13 protein-coding genes are annotated in these 14465 nt (G+C 58.5%); 5 read left to right on the top strand and 8 right to left on the bottom strand.

Going from position 1 to position 14465, the window contains the following annotated elements; translation table 11 throughout:
* Positions 1-112: 112 nt before the first annotated feature.
* The 4 genes from typA (at position 113) to dapC (ending at position 5923) form a co-directional block, all read left to right on the top strand.
* On the top strand, positions 113-2026 hold the full coding sequence (gene typA / locus ACUXHH_RS02630) for a translational GTPase TypA (RefSeq protein WP_279741127.1): 1914 nt from the start codon (positions 113-115) through the stop codon (positions 2024-2026).
* A 405-nt stretch (positions 2027-2431) separates the two neighbouring features.
* Positions 2432-3781, top strand: a complete 1350-nt coding sequence (locus tag ACUXHH_RS02635) for a PIG-L family deacetylase (RefSeq protein WP_458390759.1) — start codon at positions 2432-2434, stop codon at positions 3779-3781.
* Positions 3782-4269: 488 nt separating this feature from the next.
* Entirely contained in the window at positions 4270-4590 is a 321-nt protein-coding gene (fdxA, locus tag ACUXHH_RS02640; RefSeq protein WP_279741121.1) for a ferredoxin, read from the top strand.
* Between the two features lie 193 nt (positions 4591-4783).
* The gene (gene dapC / locus ACUXHH_RS02645; RefSeq protein WP_458390760.1) at positions 4784-5923 is read left to right on the top strand and encodes a succinyldiaminopimelate transaminase; all 1140 of its coding nucleotides are present in this window, start codon (positions 4784-4786) and stop codon (positions 5921-5923) included.
* 178 nt (positions 5924-6101) lie between these two features.
* On the opposite strand, the gene ACUXHH_RS02650 is transcribed toward dapC, so the two are convergent.
* The 8 genes from ACUXHH_RS02650 to dapD form a co-directional block, all read right to left on the bottom strand.
* The gene (locus ACUXHH_RS02650) at positions 6102-7040 is read right to left on the bottom strand and encodes an amino acid ABC transporter permease (protein ID WP_279741117.1); all 939 of its coding nucleotides are present in this window, start codon (positions 7038-7040) and stop codon (positions 6102-6104) included.
* Complete coding sequence (locus ACUXHH_RS02655) at positions 7037-7720, bottom strand: amino acid ABC transporter permease (RefSeq protein WP_279741114.1); 684 nt, start codon at positions 7718-7720, stop codon at positions 7037-7039. The genes ACUXHH_RS02650 and ACUXHH_RS02655 overlap by 4 nt, the downstream gene beginning before the upstream one ends.
* A gap of 20 nt (positions 7721-7740) precedes the next feature.
* Positions 7741-8571: a glutamate ABC transporter substrate-binding protein gene (locus ACUXHH_RS02660; protein ID WP_279741111.1), complete on the bottom strand. Its 831-nt coding sequence runs from the start codon at positions 8569-8571 to the stop codon at positions 7741-7743.
* 15 nt (positions 8572-8586) lie between these two features.
* Complete coding sequence (locus tag ACUXHH_RS02665; protein ID WP_279741109.1) at positions 8587-9351, bottom strand: amino acid ABC transporter ATP-binding protein; 765 nt, start codon at positions 9349-9351, stop codon at positions 8587-8589.
* Between the two features lie 374 nt (positions 9352-9725).
* Positions 9726-10739 carry a UDP-glucose 4-epimerase GalE gene (galE, locus tag ACUXHH_RS02670; RefSeq protein ID WP_279741107.1) on the bottom strand — a complete coding sequence of 338 codons (1014 nt, stop codon included), beginning with the start codon at positions 10737-10739 and terminating at the stop codon, positions 9726-9728.
* 225 nt (positions 10740-10964) lie between these two features.
* Positions 10965-11657, bottom strand: a complete 693-nt coding sequence (locus tag ACUXHH_RS02675; protein ID WP_279741106.1) for a DUF4253 domain-containing protein — start codon at positions 11655-11657, stop codon at positions 10965-10967.
* A 4-nt stretch (positions 11658-11661) separates the two neighbouring features.
* Positions 11662-11880, bottom strand: coding sequence for a hypothetical protein (locus tag ACUXHH_RS02680; protein WP_279741104.1), 219 nt, complete (start codon positions 11878-11880; stop codon positions 11662-11664).
* Between the two features lie 276 nt (positions 11881-12156).
* Entirely contained in the window at positions 12157-13122 is a 966-nt protein-coding gene (dapD, locus tag ACUXHH_RS02685; protein WP_279741102.1) for a 2,3,4,5-tetrahydropyridine-2,6-dicarboxylate N-succinyltransferase, read from the bottom strand.
* 89 nt (positions 13123-13211) lie between these two features.
* On the opposite strand from dapD, the gene dapE reads away from it, so the two are divergent.
* Positions 13212-14390 (top strand): succinyl-diaminopimelate desuccinylase, encoded by a 1179-nt coding sequence (gene dapE / locus ACUXHH_RS02690; protein ID WP_458390761.1) that lies wholly within the window; start codon positions 13212-13214, stop codon positions 14388-14390.
* Positions 14391-14465 lie beyond the last annotated feature (75 nt).

The raw sequence follows: 14465 nt of genomic DNA on the forward strand, positions 1-14465 counted from the left end.
GCAAACGACCACCAGATACCTATCTGTAGGCACTGCCCTGTGACCTCCTGTGCTGTCTAGAACGCACCCGTTGGCAAGACTATCCCCTAGATTTAAGCGAGAAACTTAACGCATGTCTGAAAACACCGCTTCGCGCCCCGACCTTCGCAATGTGGCTATCGTGGCACACGTTGACCACGGTAAGACCACCATCGTCGACGCGATGCTGCAGCAGACCCACGCCTTCTCTGCCCACGCAGATGTTGAAGACCGAGTCATGGACTCCGGCGACCTCGAAAAGGAAAAGGGCATCACCATTCTGGCGAAGAACACCACCGTGTTCTACAACGGCCCTTCCGCCAACGGTGAGACCATCACCATTAACGTGATTGACACCCCCGGCCACGCCGACTTCGGTGGCGAGGTGGAGCGTGGCCTGTCCATGGTTGACGGCGTTGTGCTGCTCGTGGACGCATCCGAAGGCCCGCTGCCCCAGACCCGCTTCGTGCTGCGTAAGGCACTGGCTGCTAAGCTGCCCGTGATCCTCGTGGTGAACAAGGTTGACCGCCCCGACTCCCGTATTGACGAGGTCGTTGGCGAGTCCATGGACCTGCTGCTCGGCCTGGCATCTGACCTGGCGGACGAAGTTCCCGACCTGGACCTGGACGCTGTGCTGAACGTTCCGGTGGTGTACGCATCCGGTAAGGCTGGCGCTGCATCCCTGAACCAGCCCGCAGACGGCCAGCTGCCCGACAATGATGACCTGGAGCCGCTGTTCAAGACCATCATCGAGCACGTACCCGCCCCCACCTACAACCCGGATGAGGTTCTGCAGGCACACGTGACCAACCTGGACTCCTCCCCGTTCCTGGGCCGTCTGGCACTAGTCCGTATCTTCAATGGCACCCTGAAGAAGGGCCAGACCGTTGCGTGGGCACGTCACGACGGTGAAATCAAGAACGTCCGCATCTCCGAACTGCTGGCAACCAAGGCTCTCGAGCGCGTTCCCGCAGAGTCCGCTGGCCCCGGCGAGATTGTCGCAGTGGCTGGTATCGAGGACATCACCATTGGTGAAACCCTCACCGACGCTGAAAACCCCAAGCCCCTGCCGCTAATCAAGGTGGACGATCCCGCGATCTCCATGACCATCGGTATTAACACCTCCCCGCTGGCTGGCCGCGTCAAGGGCGCAAAGGTCACCGCACGTCAGGTGAAGGACCGCCTGGACCGCGAGCTAATCGGTAACGTGTCCATCAAGGTTCTGCCCACCCAGCGTCCGGACGCGTGGGAAGTTCAGGGTCGTGGCGAGCTCGCCCTGGCTATCCTCGTGGAGCAGATGCGCCGCGAAGGATTCGAGCTGACTGTGGGTAAGCCCCAGGTGGTGACCAAGACCATCGACGGCAAGGTCTACGAGCCCATGGAGCACATGATTATTGACGTGCCCGAGGAGTACCTGGGCGCTGTCACCCAGCTGATGGCTGCACGTAAGGGCCGCATGGAGAACATGGCGAACCACGGTACCGGCTGGGTTCGTATGGAGTTCGCTGTTCCCGCACGTGGTCTGATTGGTTTCCGCACCCAGTTCCTGACTGAGACCCGCGGTGCCGGCATCTCTTCCTCCTACTCGATTGAGCACGAGCCTTGGGCTGGCGACATTGAGTACCGTACCAACGGTTCGCTGATTGCTGACCGTGCCGGCGTGGTCACCCCCTATGCGATGATTAACCTGCAGGAGCGCGGCACCTTCTTCGTAGAGCCCACCTCTGAGGTGTACGAGGGTATGATCGTTGGTATGAACTCCCGTGCAGACGACATGGAAGTTAACATCACCAAGGAAAAGAAGCTGACCAACATGCGTTCTTCGACCGCGGATAACTTCGAAAACCTGACCCCGCCGAAGAAGCTGACCCTGGAAGAGAGCCTGGAATTCGCTCGCGAAGACGAGTGCGTTGAGGTGACTCCCGAGGCAATTCGTATCCGTAAGGTCATCCTGGATTCCAACGAGCGTGTCCGCGAGTTCCGCCGCCGCGCCCGTGCGAACGACTAATACAGCGCCAGCGATTAATACAGCGCGACTATGAGAGTTAGTAGTGCGTTAGCGACTCACCTGCTGTAGCGGGTGTCGTTGCTCAATCGTGTCGTTACCCAAGAGCCGCCGCTACCTTCCGAAGAGGAGGTAACGGCGGTTCTGTTTAATCACCACGATCTGTTTGGGAAATAACGGCGGGGGAGAATGGAGAGGAGAGACGGTGCTTTTGCTTTCTGCCGAAAAACCGCCTTCCGAGAAGCCCGAACACCTCGCGCTGTACATGCGAGTGTGTAAGATAAAAATAATGCGCCTGCAAGGTGGCGGTACCCGTCCGCCGCTCAACATCTGCCGCCAACGATGTAAATTGCCGGCGCCCTATTGACCGTCCAAGAAACCCAACCCTGCGTATGAGAGGGAAAGCCTGTGTCTGAAACCGAGAACACTCAGCCTGATTCTGCGACCCCCAGCTACCCCACGCAGGGTGAGCGCATCGCCCCCGGCTCGCGCCGTGACCTGCTGCCGAATAACTACGATGCGAAGAAGGCACGCATCCTGTTCGTGCATGCGCACCCGGACGATGAAACCTCCTCGACCGGCGCGACCATGGCGTACTACGCACAGAAGGGTGCGGAGGTGTACCTGCTGACCGCTACCCGCGGTGAGCTGGGCGAGGTCATCCCCGAGGAGCTGCACCACCTGGAGGTCGGTAAGCCCGGCTGCCGTGATAACGGTGAGGCGCTGGGCGAGTACCGTACCGGTGAGCTTGCCGGCGCTGTTAAGGCTCTGGGCGTGAGGAAGCAGTTCTTCCTGGGCCAGGAGCCTGCTGTCGCTGAGGGTGCGCTGCCCCTGTACCGTGACTCCGGCATGGCGTGGGGCCCGGAGGGTAAACCCGTCGCTAACCCGGTAGCGGCGGAGGAGTCGTTGACCGCCCAGCCGCTGGAACCGCAGGCTCAGGCTTTGGTTGCCGCTATCCGTGCTCTCACCCCGGATGTTCTGGTTACTTACGATTCGGACGGTGGCTACGGCCACCCCGACCACGTGCGCGTGTACGAGATTGTGCGCCGTGCCCTGCAGATCCTTGAAGACGACGAGGACCGCCCAATTCTTACGTGGGGTATTGAGGGTGAGTTTGACGCGGATGATCAGCGCCTGCAGGCCGCTATTTACGGTGACGGCACCACCAAGCGCAAGGCAATGGAGGCGCACCGCACCCAGATTACGGTCGTGGACGAGAAGACTTTTGAGTACTCAAATAAGGTGCCGCAGAAGATTTCTGCCGTGGAGACTTTCCGCGTGCTCGACGGTAATCCGACCGCGACCGTGCACCCGAAGCCGCAGGAGGCTGGTCTGGTGGCGGGCGTTCTGACCGGCTCGATTCTGGGTATTTTTGCTGGTATTGCCGGGTCGATCTACCACGCCTGGGTTGTATACGTGGGGGAAACCGCCCTGCCCCTCGGCTTGCTGGTCGCGTACCTGACGGTCTTCTTCACTGCCCTGTGGTGTGCCCTGTCGTTGCGTCGCGGCTACGCTGCGGCTGTCGTGGCTGTTGCGGTGTTCGTGACCGTGTACGTGCTCGGTTACAGTCGTCCCGATTCGCCGTTTGTTCTGGTGAATCCGGGCCATTCGGCGATTGGCCTGTACGGTGCCCTGTGGTGGTTCGGCGCCCCTGTCGCGGCGATGCTTGGCATGCTCGTGTACACGCGCGCTCGCGTGAAGGACGCGCAGTATTTCTCGCCGCGTGCGGCGCATCAGCGTGCTCGCGCCAAGAAGTAGGCTGAAGCCTATCACTACGTCATAATCTAAGGGGAGGGGTGTTCCGGTTAGCCGGGACACCCGTCTGACGTTTTTGGGGTGCTACACCGCTGCTGTCTTCTAAACCCGTCGGATAGAGGGCAATAGGAAAGAAAATATATGCGTTATTCGGTGAATTGTGCGGGGTGGAAATAGCGATGACTTCATCAAAAAATTCATGTGATGAAGATTTCATTTTTGGCTTAATCTATTTTTAAAAGCCTGCGGACTAGCAATAACGCAAAGAAATACCAGGTCAGCCTAGCCTAAAAAATACCCCCACAAACCCATGAGACCACTGTCTGATACGCCACGAAAATACGGTTAAACAGCCGGTGCGCGATAGACTATACACAGACTTCCCCGCCGGGTACCAACTACTCGGCGGTTTACTCTGTAGATTCTGCCCTGCAGCAGACGACCCGCAGAACGGCGGGCACGGGGCGAACAGCTTGTAGAAAGGCACACCAATGACCTACGTAATCGCGCTTCCCTGCGTGGATGTCAAAGACCGCGCATGCGTTGAAGAATGCCCCGTCGACTGTATCTACGAAGGCGAACGCACCCTGTACATCCACCCGGATGAGTGCGTGGACTGTGGCGCCTGCGAACCCGTCTGCCCCGTAGAAGCAATCTACTACGAAGACGACGTCCCCGAAGAGTGGACCGAATACATCAGCGCCAACGCAGACTTCTTCGATGACCTGGGCTCCCCCGGTGGCGCAGCAAAGCTCGGCCCTACCGGTAAGGACGTGCCCTTCATCGCGGCGCTGCCTCCTCGTGGCGAATAATAACCTGCGTTGAATAATAGCTATAACCGCATAGACTGATCGCACCCGCTATAGGGTGCCAAGAGCCTCCATCTAGCACCCGGTGCCCACACACCGTCTACGCGCTGGAATGGAGGTTCTTGCTATAGGCACGCCAGCGCCCGGACGCTAGACTAAAATGACGAAAACTATTCCCAACCAACCAGGTGACACTATGACTTACGGCCTTAACCTGCCCGAATACCCCTGGGAGGCGCTCGCCCCCTACCGCGCAACCGCAGCCGCCCACCCGGATGGTCCGGTGGACCTGTCCATCGGCACCCCGGTCGACCCGACCCCGCAGACCATTCGTGAGGCGCTGGCGGCAGCCTCCGACGCACCCGGCTACCCGACCACCCACGGCACCCCCGCCCTGCGTGAGGCTATCGCCGAATGGTTTGCGCGCCGTCGCGGCGTGACCGGTCTGAACCCGGAAGCTATTATGCCCACGGTTGGTTCGAAGGAGCTCGTTGCGTGGCTGCCGTTCCTGCTGGGTCTGGGCCCGGGCGATGTGATTGTGTATCCCCGCGTTGCGTACCCCACCTACGATATGGGCGCCCGTTTTGCTCGCGCCGAGTCTGTTCCCGCAGACAGCCTGGACGAGCTGGATGCTGACACCCGTAGCCGTGTGAAGCTGATTTGGGTGAACTCACCAGCGAACCCGAACGGTGTGGTGCGTACCGTGGAGCAGCTGCGTGAGGTTGTGGCGCAGGCGCGTGAAATTGGTGCCGTGGTGGCATCTGATGAATGCTACGCGGAGCTCGGTTGGGGTGCTTGGGATGAGGCGTGCGGCGGTCAGCCGGTGCCGTCCATCCTGGATCCTCGCGTGTGCGATGGTGACTTCACTGGCCTGTTCGCCGTGTATTCACTTTCGAAGCAGTCGAACCTCGCCGGTTACCGTGCCGCGTTCATTGCCGGCGCCCCCGAGCTGATGCCGAACCTGATTAATAGCCGCAAGCACGCCGGCATGATTGTGCCCGCCCCGGTGCAGGCTGCCATGATGGTGGCGCTGGCTGATGAGGCGCATGTGGCGGTGCAGAAGGACCTGTACCGTGCCCGCCGTGAGGTGCTGGAGGAGGCGATTACTGTCGCCGGTGGTCGCATCGAGAATTCTGAGGCGGGCCTGTACCTGTGGACCACCTTCGGTGAGTCCACCTGGGATTCAATTGGCCGTCTGGCGGAGCTGGGTATTATTGCTGGTCCCGGTGTGTTCTATGGCGAGGACGGCGAAGGCTACGTACGTATCGCCCTGACCGCCTCCGATGAGGCTGTAGCGAAGGCTGCCGAGCGTCTGAAGGCATCTGTATCTCAGTAGCTTTGCTGCTCTGTAATCCGGGCAGCGGTACGGCTCCAGTAGCTGTGTAGCCCCGGCAGCTAACTAGCCCGAGAGACAGAGAAAACCCCGCACCCTCCTGAAAGGGGAGTGCGGGGGCTTTGCGGTATCTGCATATCGTCGTTGGCTGGGGAGCCGGGACGATAGGGAGGGGAGGAAGCTACTTGCGGCCGCCGGGCAGAACGAACATCTGGACGGTTGGCGGGTTCGGGTTGTCCAAGGCATCCGGGATCAGGTTACGGGTCACTTTAGCTGAGGTTCGTGAAGCCAAACGATCCGTAATGCCGGTTGCTACCGCGGTCAGCACGAAGTTCACCGTCACGAAGATCGCCGCCGCCAGAATCAGGGTCTGCAGTACGTTGCCGTCACCGGAACCGATGCGTCGGGCTGAAGCCAGCAGCTCCGGGTAGGAGATGATGTAACCGAGCGCGGTGTCCTTCAGAATCACCACGAACTGGCTGAGCATCGACGGCATCATTGCAGTGAAAGCCTGAGGAAGGAGAATCCGAATCAGCGTCTGGGTCGGGGTTAGACCAATCGCAAGACCCGCCTCACCCTGGCCGCGTGGAAGCTGCTTCACGCCCGAACGGAGTAGCTCAGCGATCACCGAACCGTTGTACAGGGTCAGACCAACAACCACGGCGATGAAAGGTAGCTGAGCAGGCGGAAGACCGCTGTACTTGCCCAAAAAGAGCCAGAAGAAGATCATCATGATCAGCACCGGCACGGCGCGGAAGAATTCCACGACCACGGTGCCGAACCAGCGGGTAATGCGGTACTGGGATAGTCGAGCAATACCGAAGACCACACCGAACGCAACCGAGGTAACCACCGAAACCGCTGCCGCCGACAGGGTTGAGGCAAGGCCCGGCAGGTAGTAGGAACTCCAGGCGCGGGCGGTGAACAAATCAGTCCATTTTTCTGCCTCCAGCTGCCCCTTCTGACCCATAACGGTCAGCACATAGACCGCAAATAGTGCAAAAAGGACTACCGCAGCAATGTTGAAGATACGGATACGACGCTGAGCAATAGGACCTGGCTCGTCGAAAAGCACCGAAGAAGTGGCGCGGGTTTCATCACTGATAAAGGGGTTTTTCATCTCTTCACCGCCAGCTTACGGGATGACCAGGTGGTCAATGCACCAATGGGAACAACAATGATGACGAAGCCTATCGCAAACATAATAAAGATAGCGAGCACCATGTTCGCATCGAACTCAATCATGGTTTTCATTAGCCCGGAGGCTTCAGCCACCGACGCGACCGAGGCGACAGTGCTGTTCTTCGTCAACGCAATTAGGGTATTACCAAGCGGGGTAATGGCACCGCGTAGAGCCTGAGGGAAAATCACCAGGCGGGCGGTATCGAAGAAACCCAGGCCGATAGCGCGGGCTGCTTCTGCTTGACCCTTCGGCACGGTGTTTACACCCGAACGGATTGCCTCGCAGATAAATGCTGAATGGTAGATTGACAGGGCAATGACCGCGTACACGAAGAAGTTCGTGTCGAAATCGTGTGAGAAGGAGAGCTGGAACTGCGTCCATACACCCAGAATGGCGAAAGTCATCATGATGGTGAGCGGAGTATTACGGACAGTGTGTACGTAGGCGGTGCCCGCCCAGCGCAGGGACGGGACGGGGCTGATGCGCATGAGCGCCAGCACGGTACCGAGGACGAACGATCCAATAGCCGCCCAGAAAGTCAGCTGAATATTGGTCATGAAGGCGCCAACCACATCGTACTTGGACAGGAGAGCGCCGAGTTGGTCAAAGAATGACATTCGTGAACCTCTCTAGAGGCCTAGGCGCAGGAGGTGCCCAGGTGCGGTGGGTTGGTTTCCGTGTTGTAGTGGTAGCCGGTGTCTTCGGTGTACTTGGTGATGAGTTTCTCCCAGGTACCGTCAGCTACCATTTCGTTGATGGCATTATTCACAGCTTCACATTTGTCGGTCCCCTTGGGCAGACCCACACCGTAGCGTTCAGCGGTAAAGGGGGAGCCGACCACTTTTAGCTTGCCCTTGTTTGCCTTGGTTGCTGCTAGACCGGCGAGGGTAATGTCGTCGGTGGTGACGGCATCTACCACGCCACCATTGAGGGCAACCACACAGTCGGAGTAGCTATTCTGCTTGACCAGGTTCACATTCTTGGCGAATTTGTCCTGGACTTTTTTGGCGCTCGTAGAACCGGTTACAGAACAGAGGTTCTTTCCGTTCAAATCATCCGGTCCGTGGATGTCATTGTTATCGACACGAACCAGCAAATCCTGACCGGCAGTGTAGTAGGGACCTGCGAAGTCTACGGTCTTCTTGCGGCTCTCAGAGATAGAGTAGGTCGCAAAAATCATGTCTACCTGGCCGGTATTGAGCATATTTTCGCGGTTAGACGCTGGAGACTCGACGAATTCAATCTGGCTTTCGGAGTATCCAAGCTTACCGGCGACGTAGCGCGCTACCTCCACGTCGAAGCCGGTGTAGGTGTTGCCGTCCTGATAACCGAGGCCGGGCTGGTCTACTTTAATGCCGATGCGGATCTTATTGCCGCTGTCTGCGCTGGAACATCCGGTGAGGACGCCGGTTAGAGCGAGGGATGATGCCGCGGCGAGTGCTGCGAGCTTGCGTGAATATTTTTGCATGTCGGGCCCTCCGCTTTAGTGGTTGATGATCTTGGAGAGGAAGTCCTTGGCGCGCTCGCTCTTCGGGTTAGTGAAGAACTCGTCCGGGTGTGCTTCTTCGATTATCTCCCCGTCGGCAAGGAAGACGATGCGGTCTGCCGCCTTACGGGCAAAGCCCATTTCGTGGGTTACAACAATCATGGTCATGCCTTCCTTTGCGAGGGAGACCATGGTGTCGAGCACTTCGTTGACCATTTCGGGGTCAAGTGCACTGGTGGGTTCGTCAAAGAGCATGACCTTGGGCTTCATAGCGAGGGCGCGGGCGATAGCGACGCGCTGTTGCTGACCACCGGAAAGCTCTGCGGGCATTTTATGTGCCTGGGAATCCACACCAACCTTTGCGAGTAGCTTCATAGCTTCTGCTTCTGCGTCTGACTTGGACATTTTGCGGATTCGGCGAGGTCCAAGGGTTACGTTATCAAGAATGGTCTTGTGAGCGAAAAGGTTGTAGGACTGGAAAACCATACCTACTTCGGCGCGGAGCCTCGCGAGGGCTCGGCCTTCTGCGGGGAGCTCTTCGCCATCAATCGTGATGGATCCGCTGGTGATAGTTTCGAGGCGGTTAATGGTTCGGCAGAGAGTTGACTTGCCGGAACCAGAGGGGCCGAGAAGGATGACAACTTCGCCCTTGCCTACGGAAAGGTTGATGTTTTTCAGAACATGATTGGTGCCGTAGTATTTGTTGACATCAGCAATTTCGATGAGGTTTTTTTGCTCTACGGGAGTTGTCTGTGCGGACATCATGAACCCTTTCATGTGAGGTGCATCTATGATGTGGGTTGTGTATATGCTGAGATTTTAGATTACGCCTCATCAGGTAACGTGTGTGTAAAATATTCGCTTTACTGTGTAAGTTATGTGAATTTTTAAGCCCTAATGCATAGTTATAGTATTTTTGACGTAAAAATATGGGTGAAAAACACCTCATCTATGTAAAGGGCTCTGACTAGGGGGAATGCTTCACCTTTCCGTTTTCTCCCACGACTTGTCAACTGTTTCCAGGGTATGCGTCACAAGCTGGCAAAAATTTCGAAAAAAGCGCACAAAAGTGCCCGACAGGTGAGATAACACCTATCGGGCACTCTTCAACACCCCTCACAAGGGGCTAAAACAGCTTAGGCCTCGTAACCGTTGGGGTTGTTCTTCTGCCAGTTCCAGTGGTCGCGAACCATGGTCTTAATGTCGCGGCTAGCGCTCCAACCCAGATCCGCCAGAGCAGAGGAAGGATCAGCGTAAGAGACCGCAACGTCACCGGGGCGACGATCCACAATCTTGTACGGCAGCTCCTTACCGCACGCCTCCTCGAACGCGTGCAGAACCTGCAGAACCGAGTAGCCGTTACCGGTACCCAGGTTCCAGGTGTGCAGGCCGCAGTGCTCAGTAATGTAGTTCAGCGCCTTCAAGTGGCCGTCAGCCAGGTCAACCACGTGAATGTAATCACGCACGCCGGTACCGTCAACGGTCGGGTAGTCGTTACCGAAGACGTTCAGGTGCTCGCGGCGACCCACAGCAACCTGCGCGATGAAGGGCACCAGGTTGTTCGGGATACCAGCCGGGTCCTCCCCAATACGGCCGGACTCGTGCGCACCAACGGGGTTGAAATAACGTAGCAGAGCAATGTTCCACTTGGGGTCAGAAGCAGCCAGGTCGACCAACATATCCTCGATGTGCTCCTTGGTGCGGCCGTAGCAGGACTGCGCATCCATGTTCATCTTCTCAATCAGAGGCATGGACTCCGGCTCGCCGTACACGGTAGCGGAGGAGGAGAACACGATGGAGTGGCAGTCAGCCTCATCCATTGCGTACAGCAGGTTCAGGGTGCCAGCCACATTGGTCTGGTAGTACCACAGCGGCTTCTCTGCGGACTCACCCACAGCCTTCAGACCCGCAAAGTGAATCACAGCGTCGGGGCGAACCTGCTTGAAGAGAGCCTTCATGCCTTCAAAGTCTAGCAGGTCAACCTTATGGAACTCGGGGGCGCGGCCAGCGAGTTCAGCGACACGCTTGAGGGACTCCTCGGAAGAGTTTGCGAGGTTATCCATGACGACGACGTCGTGACCTGCCTTGAGCAGTTCAAGTACAGTGTGGGAGCCGATGTAGCCGGCGCCGCCGGTAACGAGTACCTTCATGATGTCCTTTCGGGCTTTATATATCCGGAACAATTGCTCCGGATGGGGGACAAAAGCTGTTGAGCTGTATCTAATAGTACAGCCGCACACGATGTGTAAGTACTGCGGGACACTGTGCGCTTGTGCACGCTGGTGTGAGCATGTAGGAGGCGTTATTTAGATGTGTCGACGCTCGCCTTCACACAGCGTCTGAACCCGACTCTCAGCTGATTTCTGAGCCGACCTCTAATCCCACCAGAAATACCACTGGCGGCTCTGGTGAATAAACTCCGTCAGCGGCTCAAAATCTTCAAACACCTGGAACGGAAGATCCGAACAGAACGCGATTTGCTCGACCGCCACCTTCTTCGCCTCCAGCGGGTCTGCCACGGGGCGTTCCACCAGAAATTCCAGACAATTAGCACCGTCAAGAGCCGCCGGGATTGCACCATACTTTTCACGCCAATAGTGGGTGAACGCCAGCTGCGTTTCAGCGTCCGGGCAGTCATTCCAGCCGCCAAAGGGCAAGTACGCGGGAATGTCGGCGGGGTCATCGGTCGGAATCTGCAACAGGAGCATCTCGCCTTGCTCCTCCTCATCCAGGAGCTCGTAGCAGAGCAGAGCAGAAAGAGTCGGGGCCTCATCTTCAGGCTCCTCATCGGGCAGAAAATCGGAGCTCATAAACTCGTCAACAAACTCATTGAGGTTGAACTCGTCCGAGTTGTCCTCGTTAGTATCTTCGCCGTCATCGACAACCCTGCGCAGCTGTTGGGCAATGGCGGCGCTGCCATACTCTTCGGCGGAGGCGCCACCCCGGGCGGTACGGTAACGCTGCAGAACAGCACGAGTGTAGGCACTCACCTGCTCCGGGGTCAGCGTCTCAACATCGTCAATGATGTCGTGTTCAAGGGACACCGCAATGACCATGCTTTCAAGCACCGTATCATTCAGGTTCAGGAAGAAGGGGGGCGAACCCCTCCGCACGTCCCAGCTTAGCCAGCTCATCGTAACGGGCCATGGCATCAGTAGCCGCAGCGCCCACCGCAATACGCTCGTGCAGGTAGGGGAAGAGGCGCGTAAAGTGCCGGTAGGTGTCGCTCATCGCAGGCGCGGATGCTGCTGATTCGGATGCTACTGATTCGGACGCTGCTGACTCGGACATGGGGGCTCCTCTCTGAACGGTACCTATCGCCTGCAATGGCGGGTGGGCTGTACCCGATACTACCAGCCTAGCGAAAGCCCGCGCATCCCGCCCCGAAAATGGTCATCGTAACCGCAATGGATCTGCTCCCAGCCTGTGAGAGCGGCGAAAAAGGGGAGCACCGGGCAGAGAAAAAGGGGCCGGGATGATTCACACATCCCGACCCCAAAGTTCACGGGCGGACCCGTACTATTCCAGGTACAGACTAGTCCAGGTACAGACTAGTCCAGGTGCAGACTAGTTCAGGTGCAGTGCCTCGTTCAGCTCCACGGTGTTCTTAGCACGCGGCAGAACCTCGATCGCGCCGCTGACCGAATTGCGGCGGAACAGCAGGTTCGACACACCGGACAGCTCCGCAGCCTTCACCACGCGCGCCTCCTGACCGGGCAGCAGAACGCTCACGCGCGAACCAGCGGTCACGTACAGGCCAGCCTCAACCACACAGTCATCGCCCAGGGCAATACCGATACCGGACTCCGCACCCAACAGGGAACGCTCACCAATAGACACGCGCTGAGTACCTCCACCGGAGAGTGTGCCCATCGTCGAGGCGCCGCCACCCACATCCGAGCCGTCACCCACCACAACCCCCTGAGAAATACGGCCCTCAACCATGGAGGTGCCCAGGGTACCGGCGTTGAAGTTCACGAAGCCCTCGTGCATCACGGTCGTGCCGGACGCCAGGTGCGCACCCAGGCGTAGGCGGTCACCGTCACCAATACGTACACCGGCGGGAACCACGTAATCCACCAGGCGAGGGAACTTATCAATGTGGCTCACACTCAGGTGGCCCAGCTTGCGCAGACCAATCGCAAGCTTCTGGAACTCGGCGGCAAGCACCGGGCCGTGGTTGGTCCAGGCAACATTCGCCAGGGTACCGAACAAGCCGTCCAGGTTCAGCTCGTTGGGGCGAACCAGGGTGTGCGAGAGCAGGTGCAGACGCAGGTATGCGTCAACTGCGTCTTCGGGTGCCTCATCCAGGTTAATGGAGGCAGTGCGTACCTCGGTGCGAGCATTGCGTGCCGGGTGCTCAGCGGCCAGCTCCTCTAGCTCGTCCGCGATGGACAGGTCAGGAGTCTGGGTGAGGGAGGGGGCGGGGAACCAAGCATCCAGGACGGTGCCGGCGTGCTCGCCAGAGATAACAACATTAACCAGTGCAACGCCGGAGGCATAACGGGGAGTGTTTTCAGACATACCGTCCATTATAGTTTTGGGGATTGGTGTCCCTTCAAGAGCGTCCCATATCTTCGATATGGGCGCTGTGTGCGCGGGGGAACCTGTAAGGTGGAAGGATGAGCGTTTCCCCGAATATTTCTGAGCATCACTCGGTTCCGGCTCCGCCCCTGAACTTGGACGTATCCATGCCCGAGCTGACCCGTGCCCTGCTGGATTACGAGTCGGTTTCCGGCAACGAGCAGCTAATTGCTGACGCCGTGCACACGGCGCTGTCGTTCTGCCCGCACCTGCACCTGACTCGTGACGGGGACGCCATTATTGCCCGCACTGAATTCCCGCCGCCGCCCGGTGCTAAGGTCGAGCGTACCCGCATTATCCTTGCCGGTCACCTGGACACCGTGCCCCTGCCCACCGTTGAGGGATCCCTGGGTACCGTGCCGTCCACGGTGCGTGAAGAAGAGGACGGGTACGTGCTCTACGGCCGCGGTGCCACCGATATGAAGGGCGGTGTGGCGGTGCAACTGAAGCTTGCCGCCGAACTGACCGTGCAGGACACCGACTACAACCTGACCTACATCTTCTACGACAATGAAGAGGTTGCCAGCGAACTCTCCGGCCTGGCACGTCTGATCCGCAACCACGGCGAACTCATCACTGACGCAGACTTCGGTGTGCTGCTTGAACCGACCAACGGCACCATTGAGGGCGGCTGTAACGGCACCATGCGTTTCTTCGTGCGCACCCGCGGCCTTGCCGCCCACTCGGGACGCGCTTGGCGCGGCGAGAACGCGATTCACGCCCTGGCACCGGCATTGGCGGCGCTCGCCTCCTATAATCCGAAAACTATTGCCGTGGAGGGCCTGGATTATCGTGAGGGCCTGAACGCGGTGCAGATTTCTGGCGGTGTTGCCGGTAATGTGATTCCTGATGCAGCGGCAATGCACGTGAACTACAGGTTCGCACCCGATAAGAACCTGGACGAGGCGGTCGCCCATGTGCGTGAGGTCTTCGCCGGTTACGAGCTGGATTTTGTGGATCTTTCCCCGGCAGCTCGCCCCGGCCTGGACACCCCGCTGGCAGCTTCCCTGATTGAGGCGGTGGGGCAGGAGCCGCAGCCGAAGTATGGTTGGACGGACGTGGCGCGCCTGAGTGAGATCGGTATTCCCGCCGTAAACTTCGGCCCCGGTGATGCTCTGCTGGCTCATACCGATAATGAGCATGTGAGCTTTAGTCAGCTGACCCGGTGCCACGCGGATTTGCGTGCCTGGCTACTCAGCGACCGTGACGAGGATTAGACATAACAGGACTAGTCGCGGCGCTGATTCTGCCGGTGCTGACGCTACTATTTGAATTTAGGTGACCGTCAGGGG

The organism is Rothia sp. 110740021-2 (assembly GCF_054263775.1).